This is a genomic window from Cupriavidus sp. 96C5-1 (genome assembly GCF_057798855.1).
The window spans coordinates 327,620-351,292 of the sequence record NZ_JBYOJU010000001.1 but is presented as its reverse complement, the minus strand read 5'-3'; the positions used below and the strand labels follow the sequence as shown (position 1 = coordinate 351,292).

The window sequence follows — 23,673 nt, the reverse complement described above, 5'->3', positions numbered from 1 at the left end:
TTCTGGTTATATGTAACAAGGCTCTTTTACGCACTTCCGCTCCCCTGGGAATCGGCTGAAGTCAGCACTGGCAATGCATGGAGGGCATCGACACCGAGGCCGGCGGGGCAAAAAAATTTACAATTTGGACATGGAATTCGGGGCAAATTTTTTACGCCCTATTGCATCGATGTGCATATAAATGCATATATTAAACATATCACTTGTGCGGACAGGGACTTCCGAGTGCCTGAGCCTCAACAGAATTCACTATGAAATACAACGACTTGCGCGATTTCATCGGCCAGCTGGAAGGCCTTGGCGAACTGAAACGGATTGGCGTGCCAGTGTCGCCCAACCTGGAAATGACTGAAATCTGCGACAGGCTGTTGCGAGCAAATGGACCGGCTGTCGTGTTCGAACGCCCTAGCGATCCCCACCGGCCTGGGCATACTTATACGGTGCCGGTACTGGCCAATCTGTTCGGCACGACACGCAGAGTCGCACTTGGCATGGGCGCGGAAAGCCTGGCCGACCTGCGCGACATCGGCCGCGTCTTGTCGGCGCTCAAGGAACCCGAGCCGCCACGCGGCCTGCGCGAAGCCGGCAAGCTCTTCACGCTGGCCAAATCGGTGTGGGACATGGCGCCCAAGCGGGTCGGCAGCCCCGCCTGCCAGGAAGTGGTGTGGGAAGGCAATGACGTCGATCTCGCGCGCCTGCCGATCCAGACCTGCTGGCCGGAAGACGCGGCACCGCTGATCACCTGGGGCCTGGTGGTCACCAAGGGCCCGCACAAGAAGCGCCAGAACCTGGGCATCTACCGCCAGCAGGTCATCAGCCGCAACCAGGTCATCATGCGCTGGCTGGCGCATCGCGGCGGCGCGCTGGATTTCCGCGAGCACGCCCTGGCAAACCCCGGCAAGCCTTTTCCGATCGCTGTGGCGCTGGGCGCCGACCCCGCCACCATCCTGGGCGCGGTCACACCGGTGCCGGACACCCTGTCGGAGTACCAGTTCGCCGGCCTGCTGCGCGGCAGCCGTACCGCGCTGGCCGGCTGCATTACGCCGACGCTGTCCGAGCTCAGCGTGCCGGCCTCGGCCGAGATCGTGCTGGAAGGGCATATCCAGCCCGACCCGAACCACCCGTCCGGCTACCAGCATGCGCTCGAAGGCCCTTACGGCGACCACACCGGCTACTACAACGAGCAGGACTGGTTTCCGGTCTTCACCATCGAGCGCATCACCATGCGGCGCGACCCGATCTACCACTCCACCTACACCGGCAAGCCGCCCGACGAACCGGCCGTGCTCGGCGTGGCGCTCAACGAGGTATTCGTGCCGCTGCTGCAGAAGCAATTTCCGGAGATCACCGACTTCTACCTGCCGCCCGAGGGCTGCAGCTACCGCATGGCGGTGGTGCGCATGAAAAAGCAATACGCCGGCCACGCCAAGCGCGTGATGTTCGGCGTCTGGAGCTTCCTGCGTCAGTTCATGTATACGAAGTTCATCGTGGTGGTCGATGACGATGTCGACGTGCGGGACTGGAAGGAAGTGATCTGGGCCATCACCACCCGCGTCGATCCTTCGCGCGACACCGTGCTGGTGGACAACACCCCGATCGACTACCTCGACTTCGCCTCGCCGGTGTCCGGGCTGGGCTCGAAGATGGGCATCGACGCCACCGACAAGTGGCCCGGCGAGACCACGCGCGAGTGGGGCCGTCCGATCAGGATGGATGACGGCGTCAAGGCGCGCGTGGACGGGCTGTGGGACAGCCTGTTCGAAGCGCGGGACAAGGCGTAAGCGCATGCGGGCCCAGCCGGGCCGGCCCTGCATGCCGACAGCATGTAAGATCACGCTGGCCGGTCGGCGGTGAACGCAGCGCCAGGCAACATCTGGCAACACCAGGCACCCCCTGACCATCCCAACCCATCCGCACGTCCGCGCAGACGGACCCGAGGAGGAGACATGACCCCCCTTGAACAAGGGAAACTGATGTGGACGCCCTCACCGGCGTTCCGCGACGGCAGCCACATTGCGCACTTCATGCGCTGGCTGGAAAGCGAGCGCGGGCTCGCCTTCGGCGACTACGCCGCGCTTTGGCAATGGTCGGTGACCGACCTGGAAGCCTTCTGGGACGCCATCCGGGCTTACTTCGACCTGCGCTTCGACACGCCGCCCGTGCGCGTGCTCGGCAACCCCGCCATGCCCGGCACGCGCTGGTTCGAAGGCGCCAGCCTGAACTATGTGCAGCAGGTGTTCCGGCACGCCGGCAGTGGCGCCGCGCGCCAGCGCACCGCCATCCGCCATGCCAGCGAGTCGCGCGAGGTCGCCGACCTGAGCTGGGACGCGCTGGAGGCGCAGGTCGCCTCGCTGGCACATGCCCTGCGGGAAATGGGCGTGGCCCGCGGCGACCGCGTGGCCGGCTACCTGCCCAACATTCCCGCCACCGTCGTCGCCTTCCTGGCCACCGCCAGCCTCGGCGCGATCTGGTCCGGCTGCGCGCCCGACATGGGCCAGGTCGCAGTGATCGACCGCTTCCGCCAGATCGAGCCCAAGGTGCTGATCGCGGTGGACGGATACGGGTATGGCGGCAAAGCCTACGACCGTCTGCCGGTGCTGGCCGACCTGGCCGCCACCCTGCCCTCGCTCACCGATTTGATCCTGGTGCCGGCCGGAGCGGCCGACCCCGGCGCCCTCGCGCTGCCCGCCGGCGTGCGCCGCCACGCATGGCAGGCGGTGCTGGCGCATCGCGTGCCGCTGGCGATCGAATCCGTGCCGTTCGACCATCCGCTGTGGATCGTCTACTCCTCGGGCACCACCGGCATGCCCAAGCCCATCGTGCACGGCCACGGCGGCATCGTCATCGAGCAACTCAAGCTGATGGCCTTCCACAACAACCTGGGACCGGACGATGTCTTCCATTGGTACAGCAGCAGCGGCTGGATCATGTGGAATGCGCAGGTGGCGGGACTGCTGCTGGGCACCACCATCGCGCTCTACGACGGCAACCCCGCGTTTCCCGATGCCGGTGCGCTGTGGCGCTTCGTGGACGCCGCCGGCGTCACCGCCTTCGGCGCCGGCGCGGCGTACTTCACCGGCTGCATGAAGGCCGGCATCGAGCCCGCCCGCGAGGCCGATCTGTCCCGGCTGCGCGCGCTCGGCTCGACCGGCTCGCCGCTGCCGGCCGAAGCCTACGACTGGATCTACCGCCATGTGCGGGCCGATATCTGGCTCGCGCCGATGAGCGGCGGCACCGACTTCGCCGGCTCCTTCGTGGCGGGCTGCCCGATCCTGCCGGTCTATTCGGGCGAGATGCAGTGCCGCTGCCTGGGCGCCAGGGTCGAAGCCTTCGACGAGGCGGGCCACGCGCTGATCGACGAGGTGGGCGAACTGGTGTGCAGCGCGCCGATCCCGTCGATGCCGCTGTTCCTGTGGGGCGACGCCAACGGACAGCGCTACCGCGACAGCTACTTCGACACCTATCCCGGCGTGTGGCGCCACGGCGACTGGATCAAGATCACCCGGCACGGCGGCGCCATCATCTATGGCCGCTCGGACGCGACCATCAACCGCCATGGCATCCGCATGGGTACCAGCGAGCTGTACCGCGTGGTGGAAGACCTGCCTGAAGTGCTCGACAGCATGGTGGTGGACCTCGAATACCTCGGCCGCGACTCCTATATGCCGCTGTTCGTGGTGCTGCGGGAAGGCCTGGTGCTCGACGAAGCGCTGCGCGACCTCATGCGCGCGCGCATTCGCAGCGCGCTGTCGTCACGCCACGTGCCGAACGAAATCCTGCAGGTGCCCGGCGTGCCGCGCACGCTGTCGGGCAAGAAGATGGAAGTGCCGATCAAGAAGCTGCTGCTGGGCCACGCCCCGGACAAGATCGCCAACCGCGATGCCATGGCCAACCCGGACACGCTGGACTGGTACTTTGCCTATGCCGAGCGTTTCCTCGCGGCGCGCGCCGGCGGTTCCGCCACGGCCTGAACACGGCCTGAGGCAAAAAAAGCGCACCATGGCGGCAAGCGCCGTGGTGCGTTCCATCCAGATCGAAGCCGGATCAAAAGCAGGAGCCGAGGCAAAGCCGCAGGTCAGAACTCCACTTCCAGCTCGCTGATTTCATCGGGTTCCTTCTTCGCCTCCGCGATCCATTCCTGCAGTTCGGGCATGGAGAGGATCTGCTTGCAGTACGCCACCGGCACGGGATCCAGCTCCACGCCATAAGTCACGAAGCGCGTCACCACCGGTGCGTACATCGCATCGGCCATGCAGCGTTCGCCGAACAGGTAGGGGCCACCGTACTGTGTCAGGCACTCGGTCCAGATCTGGGTGATGCGATCGATATCCGCCTGCGCGCGCGACCACACCTTGAAGCCCGGAAAGTGCCCCTTCAAATTCATCGGCAGGGCCGCGCGCATGGCCGCGAAGCCAGAGTGCATCTCGCCGCAGATAGCCCGGCAATGCGCGCGCGCGGCGCGATCGTCGGGTAGCAGCCCGGCCTTCGGACGAACCTCGTTGAGGTATTCGGCGATGGCCAGCGTGTCCCATACCGTCACGCCCTGATGCAGCAAACGAGGCACCAGGATGGAAGGCGATAGCAGCAGGATTTCCGCGCGCGCCGCGGCATCGTCCGGCGGCACCAGCACCTCCTCGAACTCGAGTCCCGCGAAGCGCGCCAGCAGCCAGCCCCGCAGGGACCACGACGAATACGTTTTACTGCTGATGGTGAGTGTCGTCCTTGCCATCGTGCCTCCTTGCCACCTGGATAAACGTTGAACGCTGCATGGCGGGCGAACGCCATTCGTCGTATGTCTGCCAGTGAACAGTGCGCCCGTGCGTCTCGCTGCAGTATCGTGCTACGTGCTTTGTGCCCGCAGTCTTCTACTATGAATTTGTACTACATCGTGGCAAAGCCATTGGTACCGACTGTGCGGCCTGCGCCGAAAATGCGCGCAGCGGCCAGGCTCTTTTTTTCTCTCTCACAGACGCAGACGCGCTGCGGCGAGGCCGGCACCGGCACGGTGCGCAGCACGGCACCAGCATGAGGCGTACTGCCGGCAACGCCCCGCGCGCGCGGTCCGCGCGCGGCGCTTGCGCCGCATACGAGCCAGAACAGGTCGTCCTGTTCCGCCGTACGGAAAGGCCCGCAAGCCTCATGCCATGGCGATCGCCGTGGCATGCATATTGCGGATGATGAGGTCAACGCATAAAAGGGGCGAGCCATGCTGTACCAGGTGTACCAGACTTATGCGGACATCATGCAACCGGCCTGCAGCGTGGCCGACATGGTGGCGACCACGCTGGCCGGGAATCCGCGCCTGGCGGACTGCGAGCCGATGCGCGCCACGCGCGCCGCCTGCGAAGTGCTGGCGCTGAGCCGGCTGACGCACCACCGGCACGCGTTCGACATCGGCAGCGTCATGGTAGACGGCGTGCCGGTACAGGTCAGCGAGGAAGTGACGGCACGCACACCGTTCTGCTCGCTGCTGCACTTTCGCAAGCACGGCATCACCGGGCAGCCGCGCGTGTTGCTGGTCGCACCGATGTCGGGCCACTTTGCCACGCTGCTGCGCGGCACGGCGCAGACCATGTTGCGCGACCACGATGTCTATATCACCGACTGGCACAATCCGCGCGACATCTCGCTGGCGCACGGCCGCTTCGGCTTTGACGAGTTCGTCTACCACCTGATCGATTTTCTGCACGTCCTCGGTGCCGGCACGCATCTGATGGCTGTCTGCCAGCCGACCGTGGCGGCACTCGCCGCGGTGGCCCTGATGGCCGAGGACGGCGACCCGGTACAGCCGCCCAGCCTGACGCTGATAGCCGGCCCCATCGACGCCCGGATCAATCCGACCAAGGTCAATGAGCTTGCCACCAGCAAACCGATCGAGTGGTTCGAGTGTTCGCTCACCAGCTATGTGCCGATGCGCTTCACCGGCGCCATGCGCCGCGTTTATCCGGGCTTCATGCAACTGCTCGCCTTCATGAGCATGAACAGCGAACGCCACCAGCAAGCATTTCGCGATCTCTACGACCTGCGCGCCAATGGCGAGCACGAGCGCGCCGATGCGATCCAGGTGTTCTACGAGGAATATTTCGCCACCATGGACCTCACCGCCGAGTTCTATCTCGAGACCGTCAGCATGGTGTTCCAGCGTTTCCTGCTGGCGCAGGGCCTGCTCGACGTGGGCGGCCGCCGAGTGGACACGCGCGCGATCCACCGCACGGCGCTGCTTACGGTGGAAGGCGAACGCGACGATATCTGCGCCATCGGGCAGACCATGGCCGCACAGGAACTGTGCGGCAGCCTGCGGCCCTATATGCGCATGCATCATGTACAAACCGGCGTGGGCCACTACGGCGTGTTCAACGGCAAGCGCTGGGATGCCCAGGTCTATCCGCTGGTGCGCAACGCGGTGCACATGAGCCAGTGAAGCGTCTCGCCGGCGACGGGGCCGGCGCAGGACGCCTCAGCGTTGTCGGGCTAGGCTGCGTCCCGCTTCGCCGGCCACGGCGTCACCGGCGGTACCGCGCACGGCCCTTCGACGCCGACCGTGCCGAAGTCGGCCGGCCCGACGATTTCGAGGTACTCCATATCCGGCGAGTAATCGAACAGGTAATGGGTGATGCCGGGACGCTGGTGCACGCAATCCCCGGCCGCCACCAGCGTCTCCTTGTCCTCGTACATGAAACGCGCCCAGCCCTTGAGCATCAGCACGACATGGAACTGCGCCTCGTGCCGGTGCCAGCCGGTGCCCTGCTCGGGTGGCCGGTTGGCCTTGACCAGCTGCACCAGCAGCTTGCCGCCGGTAGCCTCGGCAATACCGAGATCGCGGTAGAGAAAAAAGTCGCGCAGGCCCTGGTCGACGAAGGCAGTGTCCTGGGGGCGTACGTGGGAGAACTTGGTGGAGGTGGAGGCAGCGGCGGATTCGCCGACCGGATCGCTGCCGGACTTGCTGAGGGACTCGGCCATGACAAGCTCCTTTCGCTAAGAGGAAAGCTCCGCGCTGCGACGCAACATTCACGCCAGCGGCAGGTCCCGGGTGCCGCCGCGCGGCGGGGCGGGTAGAACCGCCGAAATGTGAGGCGCGAGCCGCTGCGCCTGGCAACCGCCGGGAGCAGCGCACCGGGCATGCACTCGCCGCGGGCGGGCGATGTGCCCGCCTGGCGCTTCCGGGCACCGGGCCGGTGCCCGCTGCCGCGATGCGGCCGGGCGCATGGATGCGCGCCGCGCAATGGCGGTTATGATGCAGCGATTCCATTCGCAGGACTTCGCATGCAAGCACTCCCCCTTAGTCTCTTCCAGGGCCAGGAATTAGTCCAGGTCGGGGACGAACACAGTTTCCTCCTGCTCGCCCCGCAATCCGGCGGCCGCCTGGTGCGCTGGGTACATTGCGGCGAGGACATCCTTTATTGGCCGGACCATGCCGACTGGTCGCAGGCAGCCCGCGTGCGCGGCGGCAACCCGCTGCTGTTCCCCTTCATCGCCAGGCACTTCGCCGAGGGCACGCCCGGCGCGTGGAAAGATGCCGATGGCGTGGTGCGCGCACTGCCGAACCATGGTTTCGCACGCGACCTGCCCTTCACGGTCACGCAGCATGAAGCGGGGCGCGGCATCGCCATGGCGCTGCAATCCTCGGATGCCACGCGTGGGAGCTACCCCTTCGAATTTACCTTCGAGGTCACTTACCGGCTGCTGGATGACGGCCTCGAAGCCACGCTGCGCACACGCAATACCGGCGCGCAGGCCTTACCGTATTACGCGGGCCATCATTTCTATTTCGCGCTCGCCGCGGAGGCACGCGCGGCTTGCTCGCTGGCCATGCCGGCGGCGGAACTGATGCGCCAGCGCGAAGACGGCTCGCTGGCAGCGAACGGAGCCGGCGCCGCATCGTACCGGCTCGACGACGCGCGCCTGCAGGATACTTTCCACGTACTGCAGGCGCCGCCGGCAAACCCGGGGACCTGCACGCTGGCAATGCCGCACGGCCGCCGGCTCTCGATCGAACTGGATTCGCCCACGCCATGGTTCGCCGTCACGACATGGTCGGAGCGTCCTGACTCCGATTTCTACTGCGTGGAGCCGTGGATGGGCCTGCCGAATGCCATCCATCACGGCACCGGGCTGCGCTGGCTCGCACCAGGCCAGGAGGAAGCGGCGGTGTGCCGGCTGCGTCTGGATCGGTAGAGGGCATCCGGCGGACAAGGCGAAGAACGGGTGGCGGTGCGGCGCGCCGCCCGCGTCGAAAAGCGGATGGAGTGGAGCCCAGCTATACGGCCTCGCAGCGAGAGCTCACAACTCCACATGAGGGACTCTAGCTCGCCGCCATCCCTTTTTCCGCCAGTTCCTTTTTCGCGCTTTCGTTCTTGGTCAAATGCGTCAGACCCATGCCGCGCAGAACGTTCGGAGCCTTGGTGAACTGGATATTGTCATAGCCCACGATCTCGATGCGATTGCCCCAGGGGTCGCGGAAATCCAGAAACGGACCGTCGATCGGCTTGACCCCCGCCGCCTTGAGGGCGGCGCGCGCCGCCTCCTTGTCATCGACAACGAGGCCGACATGCCGGCCGTCATCGGGGGGCTGTTTGCGTCCCGCCTGCAACGCGATGAATTGGTCGCCAAGATCGATGAAGGCCATCGTCTTGCTCTTGCCGCGCAATTGAAAGTCGAAGATGCGGCCATAGAATGCCAGCGCTTCCTCGATATCGCCGACTTCCAGCGCTACGTGGTTGAAGCCGATAGCGCGCGGCTTTGTGGAATCGACCATTTGGCCCTCCTCTGTCATCGGTGGATAGCGTTCACAAGCTCGCTCACAACATTGTCCGCTCGCTTGGCGGATCACGGTTGCGGTGGCCAACTTGGCCGGCGCCCCGGAGACGGCCTCCTACTGTGCGACACCCCAAGTATGGAGATTGAAGTCGTCTCACACTAGACGGTCAAACAGGATTTGTTTAATCCATTTCTGGATAAATATCGCGCTCGATCCGAACGATCTGGTGATGTTCGTCCAAGTCGTCCGCGCCGGGTGCTTTCCCGGCCACGGCACGCGTGTGCGTGCTTCCTGCGAACATGTACATGACACGCGCCACGAACAACGTCGAGCTTGAACCTCCCTACCAAACGGCAGGAGCCGCGATGCTCTCGAATCCTGTCGAACGTCCGATCACCGCCCCGGCGCTGTCGTTCAACACACGTGGCACGTGCGTCCGCCGAGGGTCGGCTGCGGGCGTAGCGAATGCAGCCGTCGGCATGGCAGTGGATACATTTTCGCATGTAGCGCCCGCGTCACACGCTTGCACAAATCACCAGAACCCGCGTAGAATCGCGGTTTCGCGGGCGTCGTATAATGGCTATTACCTTAGCTTCCCAAGCTAAAGACGTGGGTTCGATTCCCATCGCCCGCTCCACATCAGATTAAGACGAGCCGCCTTCGCCACCTGGTCGCATGCCCGACCAGGTTTCGCCCGGCGGCTTTTTTGCTGCCATGCTCCCCCAAGACCTGAGTTCCGACCCGACGCCGGCCAATGCTGCCGACATCGCCGACAACGCGCCCACCCAGGCCGCCGACGGCAGCGATGTGGCCCATCCTCGCCGCATCCGTTCCTTCGTGCGCCGCGCCGGGCGTACCTCCACCGGCCAGCAACGCGCCATCGACGACCTGGGCCCGCGCTTCATCCTGCCCTACGCACCGCAGCCGCTCGACTGGGAAGCCGCGTTCGGCCGTGCCGCGCCGGCGATCCTCGAGATCGGGTTCGGCATGGGCGAAACCACGGCGCATATCGCGCAGCTGCGCCCACAGGACAACTTCCTCGGCTGCGAGGTGCACGAGCCCGGCGTGGGCGCCCTGCTCAAGCTGATCGGCGAGCGCGGGATCGGCAATGTGCGGATCATGCCGCACGACGCGGTCGAGGTCATCGCGCATATGCTGACGGAATCCTGCCTGGACGGCGTGCATATCTTCTTTCCCGACCCCTGGCACAAGAAGCGCCACAACAAGCGGCGCCTGGTGCAGCCGCCGCTGGTGAAGCTGCTGGCCAGCCGGCTCAAGCCGGGCGGCTACCTGCACTGCGCCACCGATTGGGAAGAATATGCCCACCAGATGGTGGAAGTGCTTGCCGGCGAGCCGGCCCTGGTCAACACTTCGGATGCCGCAGGTGGCTTCGCGCCGCGGCCGGACTACCGCCCGGTGACCAAGTTCGAGCGCCGCGGCGTGCGCCTTGGGCATGGCGTATGGGACGTAGTGTTCCGCAAGCAGGCCTGAAACTGCGCGGCAGCGCGCATGAAAAAAGCCGCCAGGGCCCAAACCCTGGCGGCTTTTTTTATCCACCGACCATGCGCTATACCCGCTTCAGGCATGCCACGCGATCAGGCCCGAGTAGGCAGTCGCCAGCACGATGACGCCGAAGACGATGCGATACCAGGCGAACGGCTTGAAGTCGTGCGTCGCCACGAAGCGCAGCAGCCAGCGCACGCAAAGGAAGGCCGACAGGAAGGCAAACACGAAGCCGATGCCGAAGATGCCGAGATCGTCGGCGGAGAGCAGCGCGCGGGACTTGTACAACTCATAGACGGTGGCGCCGAAGATCACCGGGATCGCCAGGAAGAAGGAGAACTCGGTCGCCACCTGGCGCGACAGCCCGAACAGCATGCCGCCGATGATGGTTGCGCCCGAACGCGAGGTGCCCGGGATCAGCGCGAAGCACTGGGCCAGCCCGACCTTGATGGCATCGCGCCAGTGGAGATCGTCCACCGATTCGATCCGGGGCGCGCCGGCCTTGGCGGCTTCCAGCAGCGCATTGCCCTGGGGGTGGGAGACCTGGCCACGACGGCCTTCGCGCCACTCGGCCAGCAGGATCACCACGCCGCCGACGATAAACGCGGTCGCCACGGTAATCGGATTGAACAGATGCGCCTTGATCCACTTTCCGAAGACCAGCGCCAGTACGATCGCCGGCACGGTGGCCACGATGACGTTGATGGCGAAGCGGCGCGCTTTTTCTTCGGTGGCCAGGCCGCGCACCACGGTGGCGATGCGGTGGCGGAATTCCCAGCACACCGCCAGGATGGCGCCGAACTGGATCACGATTTCGAAGATCTTGCCCTTTTCATCGTTGAAGTCGAGCAACTGGCCGGCCAGGATCAGGTGGCCGGTACTGGAGATGGGCAGGAACTCGGTCAGTCCTTCGACGATACCGAGGATCACGGCTTTCAAGGCGAGAGCAATATCCATTCTTGTTGGGAGAGCGAAGGAGAGAAGGTAAGGAAATCAAAAAACGAAGAAAGCCAAGGAAACCGGCAGCCATCGCCACCGTTCACCGCAAGACCGCATGTCCGCCGCCATGATGGCGGTGCGCCATTTTGCACCCCGTGCGTTACGGACGATTGATCTTGACGTTGATCCCGTTGGACAAAACGGTAATTGTACCGGGCTCGACACTGGCACCGGCGACGCGCAGCTGGTCGGGGCGGAAAGTGTAGAGCGGATAGCCCTGCAGCAACTGCTCGGCCAGGATCCCGCCGAGCGCGTTGAGCTGGCGCGCGAACTGCGGCGGCAGGCCGGTCACGTCGAACTGCTGTACCTGGGGATCCTGCAGCACGATGGCGCGGGTGGCCTGGTCGTAGCGCAGGCCGCTGTCCAGCGCGAAGCGCCCGGTCAATGCCTGGCGAAAGAACAGGCGGTTGTCCACGGTGGCGTCGAACTGCACATTGACACGGTTGCGCCCGGGGTCCAGCGTCAGCTGCGGATTGGCGAGCTGGATGTCGAACAGCTCCATATAGCGCTTGTTGAACGGGAACTTGCGCTCCAGCGCCGCTTGCAACTGGCTCTGCGAGAAGGTGTAGTCGTTGCCCAGCGCGCCGCAGGCGGCCATGCCCACCGCCAGCGCAGCGCCGGTGCCTGCTGCCAGCCAGCGCCGGCGAGTCATCTTGATCATCTGTAGCTTCCTTGGCGGATTCCTTGGGGCTTCCTTGGGGCTTCCTTGGGCATTCAACCGGCATGGCCCGGCGCGGTAGCGGCCTCGAGCCGTGCCAGCCAGGCCAGTGCCTGCCCGCGCGATTCGCCGCACATGTCGGCGGCGGGCTTCAGGCCGGCACAGAACGCCGGCCGCGAGGGGTCGCCAAAAATCGCGCAGCGCCGGTCGGGCAGCAGCTGCACGCACGGTACGCCGGCCGGCTTGCCGTCGGGCATGCCGGGAATGGGCGAGGTAATCGAGGGCGCGGTGCAACAAGCGCCACAATCGGGCCGGCAGGAAAGTTGAGACTGATGGAGCATGGCAAAGGTTCAGGCGCGGACGGACCGGCAGCCCCGTATTGTGCCCCAGACGGTCCCGAGGGCACCCGCTTGACCGCCGGAATCGGCTCCACTACATTACTGACCCAAGAGTTATTTATTTGCGAATCGCAGAAAACACCGGCATAGGTGCGCGGCGTCCCCAGTGAACAAATCCCCAGATCAGAACCAGGAAGCGGCGAACACCAAGCGTTGGGCACGCCGCAAGGCTGCGCGCCCGCAAGAACTCGTGGCGGCCGCGCTCGACCTGTTTGTCGAACGCGGCTATGCCGCCACCCGCCTCGAGGACGTGGCAGCCGCGGCAGGCGTGTCCAAGGGGACAGTGTATTTGTACTTCGCCAATAAGGAAGAGCTGTTCAAGACCGTGGTACGCGAGAACCTCGTTCCCGCGCTGGCCAGGGGCGTTGACCTGGTGGAGAACTACGAGGGCTCCACGCCGGAGCTGCTACGGGAATTGCTGCGCGGCTGGTGGGGCCTGATCGGCGCCACGCCGGTGGCGGGCCTGACCAAGCTGATCATGGCCGAATCCAGCCACTTCCCGGACATCGCGCAGTTCTACCAGGAAGAGGTCATGCTGCCGGGCGATGAGTTGTTCGCACGCGTGCTGGCGCGCGGCGCGGCACGCGGCGAGCTGCGGCAGGTGCCGGCCAACCCGACCACCACCCTGATCTGCGCCCCGCTGGTGTTCCTGATGCTTTGGCAGCGCGCGTTCAGCGCGTCGTCGCGCATCGAGATCGATCCCGAGGCGTTTATCGACAACCTGCTCCAGATGCTGCTGTTCGGCCTGACCACCGGCGCGGCGCGCGACACGCCGCTGCCGCCCCAGGTCGGACCCTATGTCTGGGAGCGGATACAGCAGGAAGCCCAACAAGAAGCCCTGGCGCAAGTGCCGGGGCAGCAGGACGCGCGGCCCGCCCCGGCGCGGCCCCCGGAGACCGCATGACCCGACGCAAGAAGATCCTGATTGCCATGCTCGCCACTGTCGCCGCGATCGCGGTGCTGGGCACCGCCGCCGCAATGCGCAAGACCGGCGGCGGCAAGCCAGCCCCCGCTCCGGCGCAGGCGGCAGCGCCAGGCACGGTGGAATTCCTGCAGTCGGACCTGGTCGATGCCACCACGCAAGACCTGCGCGTCTCGCTGCCTTTGTCCGGCGGCCTGCGGGCGCTCAACCAGGCGTCGGTCAAGGCCAAGGTGTCGGGCGAAGTGCAACAGGTGCTGGTACGCGAGGGCGAAGCCGTGCGCGCCGGCCAGGTCATCGTGCGCATCGACGCGACCGAATACCAGGCCAAGGTGGCACAGGCGCGCGGGCAGATGCTGGCGGCGCGCGGCCAGTATGAAAACTCCAGGCAGACCTACGAGCGCAACCGCGAGCTCGTCGGCAAGGGCTTTATCTCCAAGACCGCGTTCGACAATTTCCAGAGCAACCTGGACGTGGCGCGCGCCAACCTGGACGCCGCCCAGGGCGGGCTGGAGGTGGCGCAGAAAGCACTGGCCGACACCGTGGTCAAGGCCCCGCTGGACGGGCTGGTCGCCGCGCGCGCGGTGCAGCCCGGCGAAAAGGTCTCGCCCGATACGCGCCTGATCGACGTGGTCGACCTGCGCACGCTGGAACTCGAGGCGCCGATCCCGATGGCCGACGTGGCGCGCGCCAGCATCGGCCAGGCCGTGCAGCTCGAGGTCGAAGGCAGCGGCCGCTTCGAGGGCAAGCTGGTGCGCATCAACCCGGCGGTGACCCAGGGCACGCGCAGCATCATGGTCTATGTGCGCGTCGAGAATCCCGATGCGCGCCTGCGTGCCGGCATGTTCGCCCAGGGCGCGCTGGTGCTCGGCCACCACGCCGGCGTGGTGTCGGTGCCCGTCACCGCGGTGCGCAGCGACGGCGAACGCGCCTTCGTGTACACCATCGAGAACGACGTGCTGGCCGAACGCGAGGTCAAGCCCGGCATTCGCGACGAGGGTAACGGACTGGTGGAGATCACCAGCGGCCTCGCCGCCGGCGCCAGGGTGGTGCGCAACAACCTCGGCACCCTGCGCGCGGGCAGCCGCGTCAAGCTGGTCAAGGCGTAGGAGCCCCGCCCATGTGGTTCACCCGCCTGTCGATCCATAACCCGGTGCTGGCCACCATGATGATGCTGGCCTTCGTCGTGGTGGGGCTGTTTTCCTACCAGCGGCTGCCGGTGGACCAGTTCCCCGACATCACCTTCCCCATCGTCGTGGTGCAGACCGAGTACCCCGGCGCGGCACCGGAATCGGTCGAATCGGACGTGACCCGCAAGATCGAGGAAATCGTCAACACCATCTCCGGCATCGACGAGATCTTCTCGCACTCCTACCAGGGCAACTCGGTGGTGGTGATCAAGTTCGACCTCTCCGTCGACGTGGGCCAGGCCGCGCAGGACGTGCGCGACAAGATCGCGCTGATCCGCCCGCAGTTCCGCGACGAGGTCAAGGATCCGCGCGTGCTGCGCTACGACCCGTCCGAAGCGCCGGTGTTCTACCTGTCCGTATCGAACGCGCCGGGCGCCACGCGCACGCAGCGCGAACTGACCACCATTGCCGACCAGATCGTGCGCAAGCGCCTGGAAACCGTGCGCGGCGTGGGCGCCATCAATATCGTGGGCGGCACCAAGCGCGAGGTGGAGATCCGCATCCGCCCCGCGCAGCTGGAAGCGCTCGGCATCGGCGTGAACCAGGTGATGGACGCCATCCGCAACGAGAACCAGGAACTGCCCGCCGGCGAATTGCGCTCCACCTCCACCGAAACGGTGGTGCAGATCAAGGGCCGCATGATCACGCCGGACGCCTTCCGCCGCATCATCGTGGCGCGCCGCGCCGGCCAGCCCGTCACGCTGGAGCAGGTGGCCGACGTGCGCGACGGCGAGGAGGAACAGGAGAGCCTGGCCATGCTGGACGGCAAGCGCGCGCTGTTCCTGGCGGTGGTCAAGGCGCAGGGCCAGAACACCGTCGATACCGTCGACGGCCTGATCAGCATGACGGACGAAGTGCGCAAGCTGGTGCCCGCCGGCGTGCAGCTCACCGTGGTGAACGATGCCGCGCGCGGCATCCGCAGCAGTGTCAAGGAAGTCCGCTCCACGCTGCTCGAAGGCGCCATGCTGACGGTGGCGATCGTGTTCCTCTTCCTCGGCTCCTGGCGCAGTACGGTCATCACCGGGCTGACGCTGCCGATCGCGCTGATCGGCACCTTCGGCGTGATGTATATGTTCGGCTTCACGCTCAATGTGATCACGCTGATGGCGCTATCGCTATGCGTGGGCCTGCTGATCGACGATGCCATCGTGGTGCGCGAGAACATCGTGCGCCACAACCTGATGGGCAAGGACCATCGCGCGGCGGCGCTGGACGGCACCAACGAGATCGGCCTGGCGGTGCTGGCCACCACGTTCTCCATCGTTGCGGTGTTCCTGCCGGTGGGCTTCATGGGCGGCATCATCGGCCGTTTCTTCCACCAGTTCGGCGTGACCGTGGTGGCGGCGGTGCTGATCTCCATGTTCGTCTCCTTCACGCTGGACCCGATGCTGTCCTCGGTCTGGCATGACCCGGACCTGCACGGCACCGGCAACAAGAAGAGCCTGTACGGCCGCACCGTCGGCCGCATGCTGGACTGGTTCTCGGCGCGCATGGATGCGCTTGGCCATGGCTATGGTTCGATGCTGGGCTGGGCGCTGAAGCACCGGCTGGCGACCGCCATCATCGCCGCGGTGACGTTCTTCGGCAGCTTTGCGCTGGTGCCGCTGATCGGCACGGAATTCGTGCCGGCCGCCGACCTGGGCGAAACGCAGGTCGGCTTCACCACACCGGTGGGCACCTCGATGGCGGTGACCGAAGCCAAGGTCAGGCAGGTGGAAACCGCCCTCAAGGCCTTCCCCGAGGTCGCCTACACCTACGCCACCATCAACTCGGGCAACACGTCCGGGCGCAACAACGCGCTGGTCTCGGTGCGCCTGACCGATCGCCGCGCGCGCCAGCGCACCACCACCCAGCTCAACCCGATGATCCGCGAGCGCCTGGCCGGCATCGCCGGCATCACGCTGACCATGGTCGGCATGCCGGACGGCGCCGGCGGGCAGAAGGCGCTGCAGGTCTCGATCCAGGGCGACGACCTGGAAACGCTGCGGCGCCTGTCGCAGGAAGCCAGCCGTCGCATGAGCGCCGTGCGCGGCCTCACCGACCTCGACTCCAGCATGAAGGACGACCGCCCCACGGTGGAAGTGCGCATCCGCCGCGAGCTGGCGTCCGACCTGGGCGTGGGCATCGTGCAGATCGGCAACGCGCTGCGGCCGCTGCTGGCCGGCGACGCCATCAGCTCCTGGCGCGCGCCCGACGACCAGAACTACGACGTGCGCGTGCGCCTGCCCAAGGATGCCCGCACCGGCATGGCCGATCTCAGCGGGCTGATGATCGCCAGCAGCCAGACCAACGCCGACGGCTCGCCGCGCATGGTGCCGCTGCGCCAGATCGCCGAGCTGATACCCACCACGGGCGCCAACCAGATCAGCCGGCGCGACCTCAGCCGCGAAGTGGAACTGACCGCCAATACCGCGGGCCGCTCGCAAGGCGAGGTGGCGCGCGAGGTCAAGCTGGCGCTGGACGGCATGAACTGGCCGGCCGGATACAAGTACCGCTTCGGCGGCTCCACCAAGTCGATGAACGAGTCGTTCGGCTTCGCGGTGTCGGCACTGGCGCTGGCGGTGATCTTCATCTACATGATCCTGGCCTCGCAGTTCGCCAGCTTCTTCCAGCCCATCGCCATCATGACCTCGCTGCCGCTCACGCTGGTCGGCGTGTTCGCGGCGCTGCTGCTGTTCCGCTCCACCCTGAACATGTTCTCCATCATCGGCTTCATCATGCTGATGGGCCTGGTGACCAAGAACGCCATCCTGCTGGTGGACTTCGCCAACCAGGCCAGGCGGGGCGCCGACGGCCAGCCACCGATGTCGCGCGAGACGGCGCTGATTGCGGCCGCGCGGGTGCGCCTGCGCCCCATCCTGATGACCACGCTGGCCATGATCTTCGGCATGGTGCCGCTCGCCTTCAGCCTGGGCGAAGGCGCGGAGCAGCGTGCGCCGATGGGGCAGACCGTGATCGGCGGCATCATCACCTCGTCGATCCTGACCCTGGTGGTAGTGCCTGTGATCTATACGTATCTGGACGATTTCAGCGCCTGGCTGGGCCGGCTGTGGCGTGGCAAGGCGGCAGCCTTGCCGGCCGCCGACGACACGCCAGCACGCGGGCCGGCGAGCGCGGAATGAAGCGTCCCCGCGCCCTGCCCCGCAATGCCGCGGCCATGGCCGGACTGCGGCATGGAGGCGACAGCCTGGCCAACGTGCTTCGGCAACTGCCTTGTCGAGGGGTTAAAATAGCAGGTTTGACGGATTTCACCGGCCCCTGGCACCGCGCGGCCGGAATTCAGAACTGATTAGCGGTTGGCACTGGAAGGAATGGCAAGATGGATCTCGAAAAAGCCCGATTCAATATGATCGAACAGCAAATCCGCCCCTGGGATGTGCTGGATCAGGAAATCCTGGACCTGCTGGCCGTGGTCAAGCGGGAGCAGTTCGTGCCGCAGGCATACGCCGCGCTGGCCTTTGTCGATATGGAAATCCCGCTGCCGGGCGGCCAGAACATGCTGGCCCCGCGCGTCGAAGCCCGTATCCTGCAGGACCTGGCCGTGCGCAAGCACGAGCAGGTGCTGGAAGTCGGCGCCGGCTCCGGCTATATGGCCGCCCTGCTGGCCCACCGCGCCCGCCACGTACTCACCGTGGACATCCTGCCCGAGTTGGCCGCGCTGGCCCGCAAGAACCTGGCCGACGCCGGCGTGACCAATGTCGACGTGGCCGAAGGCAATGCCGCCGCCGGCTGGGCCGCCAGCGCGCCCTACGACGTGATCTGCATCTCGGGCGCACTGCCCTCGGTACCCGCGGCCATCCTGTCGCAAGTCAAGGTAGGCGGACGCATCGCCGCCTTCGTCGGCAGCCTGCCGGCGATGGAAGCGCAGATCATCACGCGCGTCAGCGAGACCGAGTACAAGACCGTCAACCTGTTCGAGACTGCCGTCACGCCGCTGCTGGGCGCCGAGCAGCCTTCGCGCTTCCACTTCTGAGCGGTACTCCCGATATGCAGGTAATCAACGCTCCCGAACTTGCGCAGTGGCTGGCCGACGCCAGCCGCCCGCGACCGGTGCTGCTCGACGTGCGTGAAGGCTGGGAGGTGCAGACCTGCGCCATGCCCGGCATCACCCATATCCCGATGGGCCAGATCCCGGCGCGCGCCGCCGAACTCGACGAGGAAGCCGACATCGTCTGCATCTGCCATCACGGCATGCGCAGCATGCAGGTAGCAGGCTTCCTCGAGCGCCAGGGCTTTGCCAAGGTCTACAACCTGACCGGCGGCATCGACGCCTGGGCCCACCAGGTCGACCCGGCCATGCCGAAATACTGAAGCGGCACCGGTAGTACCACGGGCAATACACGCAGTACAAAGCAAAGCGGTGCAAGCGATAGAAGCAACAAGCAATACGCGATACGCGATACGCAATTCACGCACCGCAGGCGCAAGCATCAAACGTATCAAAAGCATCAATCCCACGGCGCCGGTTTGCTCCGGCGCCATTCCCCTTGAACGCTGATCGATAGAAACGTTAGCCGCGCGCCCGGTGCCCGGCACACTGGAGATGTCATGAGGTTTGCGCTTTTCCCTGCGCGGGGCGTGCCCAAGACGCGCCTGGCACTGACAGGTTCCCTGCTTGCGCTGCTGCACCTGCCGGCCGCGCACGGTGCCGACCTGCTCCAGGTCTATCGCGACGCCCAGGCCAACGACGCGCAGTTCGCCAGCGCGCGCGCGCAACTGTCGGCGAGCCTGGAAAAGCTGCCGCAGGGACGCTCCGGCCTGCTGCCGCAGGTCAACGGCACGGCTGGCGCCACGCGTACCAAGATCGACCAGTCCGCGCCCATCGTCGGCGACCGCTTCATCAACGGCAATAACTGGGCGCTGCAACTGGTCCAGCCGCTGTTCCGCTGGGACCGCTGGGAAACCTACAAGCAAGGCGAACTGGCCGCGCTTGCCGGCGAGGTCAGCTTCAGCCAGGCGCAGCTCGACCTGATCACCCGCACTTCGCAGGCTTACTTCGACGTGCTGGCATCGCAGGACAATCTCTACCTGGCCGGCGCGCAAAAGAAGGCGATCGGCGAGCAACTGGCGCAGGCCAAGCGCAACTTCGAGGTCGGCACCGCCACCATCACCGATGCCAACGATGCGCAGGCCCGCTACGACCTCGCCATCTCGACCGAGATCGCGGCGCAGAGCGACCTCGAAATCAAGCGCGCCAACCTGCAGCAGATCACCGGCAAACCGGTCGACGAACTGCTCGGCCTGCGCGCGGCAGCCACCCTGCCCGGCCCGCAGCCGGCCGATGTGAACACCTGGGCCAGCCAGGCCGAGAACACCAATCCGCAAGTCGGCCTGGCCCGCTACAACCTCGACACCGCCCAGCGCGAATACAACAAGGCGCGCGCCGGCCACCTGCCCTCCGTCGATCTGGTGGCCTCGTACGGTTTCAACAACTCCACCGGCAGCGCGGTCCAGACCGTCAACGTCAGCAGCCGCTACAACAGCGCTCAGATCGGCGTGCAGCTCAACGTGCCGATCTACAGCGGCGGCCAGATCCAGTCCCGGGTGCGCGAGACCCAGGCACTGGCCGACAAGGCCGCCAGCGACCTCGAATTCGCCCGCCGCACCGCCGCGCAGAGCGCGCGGCAGAATTACTCCGGCGTTTTCAACGGCCTGGCACAGGTCAAGGCGCTCGAAGCCGCCGAGCATTCGGCGCAGAGCGCGGTGGAATCCAACCAGCTCGGCTATGAAGTGGGCGTGCGCATCAACATCGACGTACTGAACGCCGAAGCGCAGCTGTTCTCCACCCGCCGCGACCTCGCCAAGGCGCGCTACGACACCATCATGAACGGACTGCGCCTGAAGGCCGCCACCGGCGCGCTGGGCGAGGACGATGTGGTACAGATCAACACCCTGCTGACCTCGATGCCCGGCGCGATGTACAAGCTGCCCGGGAAGGTCAAGCTGGGCACGGCATCGCCGACGGCCAGCCCGGCCGCGAAGCGCCCCGCCACGCGCCGCGAGGCCATTGCCGGAGCGCCCGCGCCGCGCAGCTGAACGCGGAATGCCCGACAGCTATCGGCCATCGGTATCGACTGGAAAACAAAACGCCGCGGCTTTGAACCGCGGCGTTTTGCGTACTGCCCCAGGCTCGCGAAAGCTGGATCAGTTTGCCCGCGTGCGGGACTCCACCTTCAGCAACTGCCAGCGGATCGCCGACGCATCCGCGGGCGGGTTGTCCACCCGGGTCTCGCGCACGCGCAGGGTATAAGCCGTGCCGGGCTCGAAATCCAGACCCTCGATCGGGCCATACCACAGCGTCCACGATGCATTCGGATTTTCGCGGACGCGATAGCAGGATTGCCGGATTACGCCCGTGCACTCCACGCGCTGCGAATCCACGTAGACGGTTTTCTCCACGCCACCGGCCGCCTGCGCCTCCATCTTGTCGCCGCGCCGGCCCACGCCTTCGCGCTCGATGAACTGCAGCAGATCGCCGTTCGCGGTCTTCCAGATGATCTGGCGCCCCATCGACCCCGCCGACGGCTGCGTGCCCACCGTAGTGAACGGCGACTGCATTGCCGTCAGCAACGCGTTCTCCAGTTCGGCCCGCGGCGGAATACAAGCCATGCGCGTTGCCGCCAGCGGGTCGAAGCGCATGCCTGTCGACGTCTTGCCATAGCCGCCGGTAAAGCGGTTGCAGCCGCTGTATCCGCTGACCGTGCCTTGCGCGGAGTCGATGCCGCTATTGAACTCGAAGATGATCGGCTGGCCGTTATCGCCATGCGGGATGGATCTAAGCGAGCCGTCGGCCTGCTGCCAGCGCACCAGTTCCCAGCGGCTGGGGCCGCCGGCCTGCGCCTCGTTGAGGCTGGCGCCGGCGCCGGGAGAATCCGGGGCTGGCGCGGTGGTGCAGGCGCCCAGTGCAGTGGCAAGCAGTACGGCACAGGTGGCACGTGCGATCAGCACGCCGGGCGAAGAACGGGAAATTTTCTGCATCTTTTTCTGCATCTGGAAGCTCCTGGTAGGGGCAGCGAGCCTGGCCCGCAAGGCAATCAGTTTAACGGACTGCGCGGCGGCGGCCCATCGGGCAGTGGCCTACAAGGCGCGCGAGGCGGGCCGGCATGCGATCCACGACGATCTGCGTGCGGTGGCAAACACTCCGCCACGCCCCCACCCACTACAGTGGAAACACACAGCGCGAGTCCTGGCATTGCCAGGCCATCCGCACAGAGCGTCAAAGCCGACACCGGGGGGTAGTATGGCTTCGAACAGCAAGATAAGCCGCACGCGGGCGGATTGCCTGGCCGTTGCCATCGGCGCCGCACTACTGTCCGGCCAGGCATGGGCCGCCATGGAAGACGAATTCCTGCAAGCGGAACCCATCACCGCCAATCCGAGCGGGCTGCGGGTAGAAGCCAGCTACGACGCATTCAACAGGACGCTCGATGTCTTTAAACTGCGCGATCACCGGGACACCGCCGAGCGTACCGGCGACTATAGCGGCGGCCGCATCGCGATCGGCTACAAGTTCTCACCGGCGTGGTCTGTAGAGGCAACCTACTGGCACCGCAACATCACGTTTCAGCGGGATACCGACAACATCAACAGCTGGCAACTGGCCGCGCACTACGGCATTCTTGCCGCCCCCGATGGCGAACGCAAACTGACGCTGAAACCCTCCGCCTGGGGCGACTATGCCAGCAGCCTGGCGAGCAGCACGACCACGCGCAGCAATGGCACCAGCTTCGGCAATCTCAGCATCGCGCACGCCGACGACGTCCAGGCGCAGGCAGACCTGATCCACTCAAGCCGGCTGTGGGAGTACAACCTGCTGAGCGGCTTGATCACCGGCGGCTTCAGCCGGGTCACGGCCGGGGAGTTCCAGGGCGCTTACCAGCAGGGCAACTGCCGCTTCAACGTGCAGGTGGGATCGAACAACATGGCAACCGCGGCCCTTGCCAACCCATGCCGGGTCGGCCGCGCCACCGCGCGCAACCTCCAGCTTAGTGTCAACGCCAGCCGGTACGGCCTGGATGTCGACCGCGACTTCCAGTACACCGCCCCTTTCGTCGCGCTGGGAGGATCATGGCACTGGCAATATTCGCGGTTCGGCGCGATGGCCGGCTACCATTTTCAATACCTGTTCCGCAACGGCATCGACGACCGGCTCAACAGATTCGGCGTGCCGCAGGTGCGGTTCAACCAGACGGTCGGGTTGGAATTCTCGTATGCGCCCGATGAAGCATCTTGAAATCTTCCGGCGCGCGGAGGGTTTCAAAACAGCTTTGTGGGGTATGTGCCGCTTTTGTATAACGCGGCTACGAGTAATCGGCTGGATAAATTTTATGGGTTGGCTTCGGTGGGGGTGGGGGCTTATGGGTTTTGAGACATAATGCGGCACGCTCGCATGTACTCTTCACACGTACCTGTTGCACCATCATGGTCTCCGTTCGGGTCTGCATATTAGAATTTCTCGCAACCCTCGCCTCCATGTGTCGGATTTAGCACCACTATAGACTTGCTGTATGATTATTTCCCACAAATACAAATTTATATTTGTAAAGACTTTAAAAACTGCCGGCACGAGCTTGGAGGTGTTTCTCTCGCAATGCTGCGACCCGCGAGACATATGCACACCAATATTTCCGCATGTAGAGCCGCATGCAGCACGGAATTACGATGGATATTTCAATCATATTTCCGCGCATGAAATTTCGACTCAGGTAAGTGATGAAATCTGGCAGAACTACTTCAAGTTCTGCGTGGAACGAAATCCGTGGGACAAGACACTCTCCTACTACCATATGATGAACTATCGAAAGGAAGGCAAACTCTCTTTTGATCAGTTCATGAGCGAAGGTGACTTCCCGGTCAACTACCCCCTGTATACCGCCCCTCAAGACGCTAATCGGATACTGGTCGACCGGGTGCTTCGTTACGAATATTTGCAGGAAGACCTGGCAAGTGCCTTCAAGGGACTCAACATTCCCTTCTCCGGCTCATTGGGCGTAAATGCAAAGTCGGAGTACCGGATGGATCGGCGACCGTACCGGCAGGTCTATTCGGATGACGATGCAAAGGCCGTCGAAACCCACTTCGCCCAGGAAATCATGTTGCATGGTTATCGGTATTGAGCGCACTGCCAAATGTTGTAAAAAAACAACAATTAAAGCGCAACAGATTGGAAGAATAGGCTGCCAAACAAGGCGCATTTCGGGCTTCAGAACATTCGCTCTTTGTGCTCGCCTGTTGGCTGAGAGCGAGGT

21 protein-coding genes and 1 tRNA gene are annotated in these 23,673 nt (G+C 65.2%); 14 read left to right on the top strand and 8 right to left on the bottom strand.

The annotated features are described in order from the left end of the window. Nucleotides 1–251: 251 nt before the first annotated feature. Entirely contained in the window at nucleotides 252–1,781 is a 1,530-nt protein-coding gene (gene ubiD / locus AC3FOF_RS01580) for a 4-hydroxy-3-polyprenylbenzoate decarboxylase (RefSeq protein WP_017230255.1), read from the top strand. A gap of 165 nt (nucleotides 1,782–1,946) precedes the next feature. Next, the gene (locus AC3FOF_RS01575; RefSeq protein ID WP_488725605.1) at nucleotides 1,947–3,971 is read left to right on the top strand and encodes an acetoacetate--CoA ligase; all 2,025 of its coding nucleotides are present in this window, start codon (nucleotides 1,947–1,949) and stop codon (nucleotides 3,969–3,971) included. A gap of 104 nt (nucleotides 3,972–4,075) precedes the next feature. On the opposite strand, the gene AC3FOF_RS01570 is transcribed toward AC3FOF_RS01575, so the two are convergent. Continuing rightward, nucleotides 4,076–4,729, bottom strand: coding sequence for a glutathione S-transferase family protein (locus AC3FOF_RS01570; RefSeq protein WP_017226402.1), 654 nt, complete (start codon nucleotides 4,727–4,729; stop codon nucleotides 4,076–4,078). A 477-nt stretch (nucleotides 4,730–5,206) separates the two neighbouring features. On the opposite strand from AC3FOF_RS01570, the gene AC3FOF_RS01565 reads away from it, so the two are divergent. Continuing rightward, complete coding sequence (locus AC3FOF_RS01565) at nucleotides 5,207–6,421, top strand: polyhydroxyalkanoate depolymerase (RefSeq protein ID WP_017226400.1); 1,215 nt, start codon at nucleotides 5,207–5,209, stop codon at nucleotides 6,419–6,421. 50 nt (nucleotides 6,422–6,471) lie between these two features. Here AC3FOF_RS01565 and AC3FOF_RS01560 read toward each other — a convergent pair whose 3' ends face one another. Then, complete coding sequence (locus AC3FOF_RS01560; RefSeq protein WP_276268135.1) at nucleotides 6,472–6,960, bottom strand: cupin domain-containing protein; 489 nt, start codon at nucleotides 6,958–6,960, stop codon at nucleotides 6,472–6,474. 303 nt (nucleotides 6,961–7,263) lie between these two features. On the opposite strand from AC3FOF_RS01560, the gene AC3FOF_RS01555 reads away from it, so the two are divergent. Further along, nucleotides 7,264–8,175: an aldose epimerase family protein gene (locus AC3FOF_RS01555; protein ID WP_488725604.1), complete on the top strand. Its 912-nt coding sequence runs from the start codon at nucleotides 7,264–7,266 to the stop codon at nucleotides 8,173–8,175. Nucleotides 8,176–8,302: 127 nt separating this feature from the next. On the opposite strand, the gene AC3FOF_RS01550 is transcribed toward AC3FOF_RS01555, so the two are convergent. Together AC3FOF_RS01550 and AC3FOF_RS01545 are read right to left on the bottom strand one after the other, a co-directional pair. Then, the gene (locus AC3FOF_RS01550; RefSeq protein WP_017226397.1) at nucleotides 8,303–8,755 is read right to left on the bottom strand and encodes a VOC family protein; all 453 of its coding nucleotides are present in this window, start codon (nucleotides 8,753–8,755) and stop codon (nucleotides 8,303–8,305) included. A gap of 184 nt (nucleotides 8,756–8,939) precedes the next feature. Next, entirely contained in the window at nucleotides 8,940–9,065 is a 126-nt protein-coding gene (locus AC3FOF_RS01545; RefSeq protein ID WP_488725603.1) for a hypothetical protein, read from the bottom strand. 255 nt (nucleotides 9,066–9,320) lie between these two features. Here AC3FOF_RS01545 and AC3FOF_RS01540 point away from each other — a divergent pair. Next, a tRNA-Gly gene (locus AC3FOF_RS01540) sits at nucleotides 9,321–9,395 on the top strand. A gap of 77 nt (nucleotides 9,396–9,472) precedes the next feature. After that, nucleotides 9,473–10,249 (top strand): tRNA (guanosine(46)-N7)-methyltransferase TrmB, encoded by a 777-nt coding sequence (trmB, locus tag AC3FOF_RS01535; protein ID WP_488725602.1) that lies wholly within the window; start codon nucleotides 9,473–9,475, stop codon nucleotides 10,247–10,249. 87 nt (nucleotides 10,250–10,336) lie between these two features. On the opposite strand, the gene AC3FOF_RS01530 is transcribed toward trmB, so the two are convergent. From AC3FOF_RS01530 to AC3FOF_RS01520, 3 genes are all read right to left on the bottom strand, one after another. Further along, the gene (locus AC3FOF_RS01530) at nucleotides 10,337–11,218 is read right to left on the bottom strand and encodes an undecaprenyl-diphosphate phosphatase (RefSeq protein WP_035810821.1); all 882 of its coding nucleotides are present in this window, start codon (nucleotides 11,216–11,218) and stop codon (nucleotides 10,337–10,339) included. Nucleotides 11,219–11,360: 142 nt separating this feature from the next. Beyond that, entirely contained in the window at nucleotides 11,361–11,921 is a 561-nt protein-coding gene (locus AC3FOF_RS01525) for a DUF1439 domain-containing protein (RefSeq protein ID WP_017226393.1), read from the bottom strand. Nucleotides 11,922–11,974: 53 nt separating this feature from the next. Beyond that, nucleotides 11,975–12,259: a YkgJ family cysteine cluster protein gene (locus tag AC3FOF_RS01520; protein WP_035810819.1), complete on the bottom strand. Its 285-nt coding sequence runs from the start codon at nucleotides 12,257–12,259 to the stop codon at nucleotides 11,975–11,977. 163 nt (nucleotides 12,260–12,422) lie between these two features. Between AC3FOF_RS01520 and AC3FOF_RS01515 the strand changes: the two genes are divergently transcribed. The 6 genes from AC3FOF_RS01515 (at nucleotide 12,423) to AC3FOF_RS01490 (ending at nucleotide 20,461) form a co-directional block, all read left to right on the top strand. Next, nucleotides 12,423–13,220, top strand: coding sequence for a TetR/AcrR family transcriptional regulator (locus AC3FOF_RS01515; RefSeq protein ID WP_017226391.1), 798 nt, complete (start codon nucleotides 12,423–12,425; stop codon nucleotides 13,218–13,220). Next, nucleotides 13,217–14,344 carry an efflux RND transporter periplasmic adaptor subunit gene (locus AC3FOF_RS01510; RefSeq protein WP_276268130.1) on the top strand — a complete coding sequence of 376 codons (1,128 nt, stop codon included), beginning with the start codon at nucleotides 13,217–13,219 and terminating at the stop codon, nucleotides 14,342–14,344. Before AC3FOF_RS01515 ends, AC3FOF_RS01510 begins: the two co-directional genes overlap by 4 nt. A gap of 11 nt (nucleotides 14,345–14,355) precedes the next feature. Continuing rightward, a complete protein-coding gene (locus AC3FOF_RS01505) occupies nucleotides 14,356–17,547 on the top strand; it encodes an efflux RND transporter permease subunit (RefSeq protein ID WP_488725601.1) in 3,192 nt (1,063 codons plus the stop codon). Nucleotides 17,548–17,744: 197 nt separating this feature from the next. Further along, nucleotides 17,745–18,398 carry a protein-L-isoaspartate O-methyltransferase family protein gene (locus tag AC3FOF_RS01500; protein ID WP_017228623.1) on the top strand — a complete coding sequence of 218 codons (654 nt, stop codon included), beginning with the start codon at nucleotides 17,745–17,747 and terminating at the stop codon, nucleotides 18,396–18,398. 14 nt (nucleotides 18,399–18,412) lie between these two features. Beyond that, nucleotides 18,413–18,736, top strand: coding sequence for a rhodanese-like domain-containing protein (locus tag AC3FOF_RS01495; RefSeq protein WP_017228624.1), 324 nt, complete (start codon nucleotides 18,413–18,415; stop codon nucleotides 18,734–18,736). Between the two features lie 237 nt (nucleotides 18,737–18,973). Beyond that, complete coding sequence (locus AC3FOF_RS01490) at nucleotides 18,974–20,461, top strand: TolC family outer membrane protein (protein ID WP_488725600.1); 1,488 nt, start codon at nucleotides 18,974–18,976, stop codon at nucleotides 20,459–20,461. Nucleotides 20,462–20,569: 108 nt separating this feature from the next. Here the strand turns inward: AC3FOF_RS01490 and AC3FOF_RS01485 are convergent, their stop codons facing one another. After that, nucleotides 20,570–21,403 (bottom strand): META and DUF4377 domain-containing protein, encoded by an 834-nt coding sequence (locus tag AC3FOF_RS01485; protein WP_488725599.1) that lies wholly within the window; start codon nucleotides 21,401–21,403, stop codon nucleotides 20,570–20,572. Between the two features lie 355 nt (nucleotides 21,404–21,758). On the opposite strand from AC3FOF_RS01485, the gene AC3FOF_RS01480 reads away from it, so the two are divergent. Together AC3FOF_RS01480 and AC3FOF_RS01475 are read left to right on the top strand one after the other, a co-directional pair. After that, nucleotides 21,759–22,658 carry a hypothetical protein gene (locus tag AC3FOF_RS01480; protein ID WP_488725598.1) on the top strand — a complete coding sequence of 300 codons (900 nt, stop codon included), beginning with the start codon at nucleotides 21,759–21,761 and terminating at the stop codon, nucleotides 22,656–22,658. A 274-nt stretch (nucleotides 22,659–22,932) separates the two neighbouring features. After that, nucleotides 22,933–23,541: a sulfotransferase family protein gene (locus tag AC3FOF_RS01475; protein WP_488725597.1), complete on the top strand. Its 609-nt coding sequence runs from the start codon at nucleotides 22,933–22,935 to the stop codon at nucleotides 23,539–23,541. The last annotated feature ends 132 nt before the right edge of the window (nucleotides 23,542–23,673 follow it).

Coding starts and splice junctions, on each gene's coding strand:
- trmB (WP_488725602.1), top strand. CDS start 9,473: ATGCTCCCCCAAGACCTGAGTTCCGACCCGACGCCGGCCAATGCTGCC.
- AC3FOF_RS01545 (WP_488725603.1), bottom strand. CDS start 9,065: ATGTACATGTTCGCAGGAAGCACGCACACGCGTGCCGTGGCCGGGAAA.
- AC3FOF_RS01475 (WP_488725597.1), top strand. CDS start 22,933: ATGATTATTTCCCACAAATACAAATTTATATTTGTAAAGACTTTAAAA.
- AC3FOF_RS01520 (WP_035810819.1), bottom strand. CDS start 12,259: ATGCTCCATCAGTCTCAACTTTCCTGCCGGCCCGATTGTGGCGCTTGT.
- AC3FOF_RS01530 (WP_035810821.1), bottom strand. CDS start 11,218: ATGGATATTGCTCTCGCCTTGAAAGCCGTGATCCTCGGTATCGTCGAA.
- AC3FOF_RS01495 (WP_017228624.1), top strand. CDS start 18,413: ATGCAGGTAATCAACGCTCCCGAACTTGCGCAGTGGCTGGCCGACGCC.
- AC3FOF_RS01500 (WP_017228623.1), top strand. CDS start 17,745: ATGGATCTCGAAAAAGCCCGATTCAATATGATCGAACAGCAAATCCGC.
- AC3FOF_RS01570 (WP_017226402.1), bottom strand. CDS start 4,729: ATGGCAAGGACGACACTCACCATCAGCAGTAAAACGTATTCGTCGTGG.
- ubiD (WP_017230255.1), top strand. CDS start 252: ATGAAATACAACGACTTGCGCGATTTCATCGGCCAGCTGGAAGGCCTT.
- AC3FOF_RS01505 (WP_488725601.1), top strand. CDS start 14,356: ATGTGGTTCACCCGCCTGTCGATCCATAACCCGGTGCTGGCCACCATG.
- AC3FOF_RS01575 (WP_488725605.1), top strand. CDS start 1,947: ATGACCCCCCTTGAACAAGGGAAACTGATGTGGACGCCCTCACCGGCG.
- AC3FOF_RS01555 (WP_488725604.1), top strand. CDS start 7,264: ATGCAAGCACTCCCCCTTAGTCTCTTCCAGGGCCAGGAATTAGTCCAG.
- AC3FOF_RS01510 (WP_276268130.1), top strand. CDS start 13,217: ATGACCCGACGCAAGAAGATCCTGATTGCCATGCTCGCCACTGTCGCC.
- AC3FOF_RS01565 (WP_017226400.1), top strand. CDS start 5,207: ATGCTGTACCAGGTGTACCAGACTTATGCGGACATCATGCAACCGGCC.
- AC3FOF_RS01485 (WP_488725599.1), bottom strand. CDS start 21,403: ATGCAGAAAATTTCCCGTTCTTCGCCCGGCGTGCTGATCGCACGTGCC.
- AC3FOF_RS01550 (WP_017226397.1), bottom strand. CDS start 8,755: ATGGTCGATTCCACAAAGCCGCGCGCTATCGGCTTCAACCACGTAGCG.
- AC3FOF_RS01560 (WP_276268135.1), bottom strand. CDS start 6,960: ATGGCCGAGTCCCTCAGCAAGTCCGGCAGCGATCCGGTCGGCGAATCC.
- AC3FOF_RS01480 (WP_488725598.1), top strand. CDS start 21,759: ATGGAAGACGAATTCCTGCAAGCGGAACCCATCACCGCCAATCCGAGC.
- AC3FOF_RS01525 (WP_017226393.1), bottom strand. CDS start 11,921: ATGATCAAGATGACTCGCCGGCGCTGGCTGGCAGCAGGCACCGGCGCT.
- AC3FOF_RS01490 (WP_488725600.1), top strand. CDS start 18,974: ATGAGGTTTGCGCTTTTCCCTGCGCGGGGCGTGCCCAAGACGCGCCTG.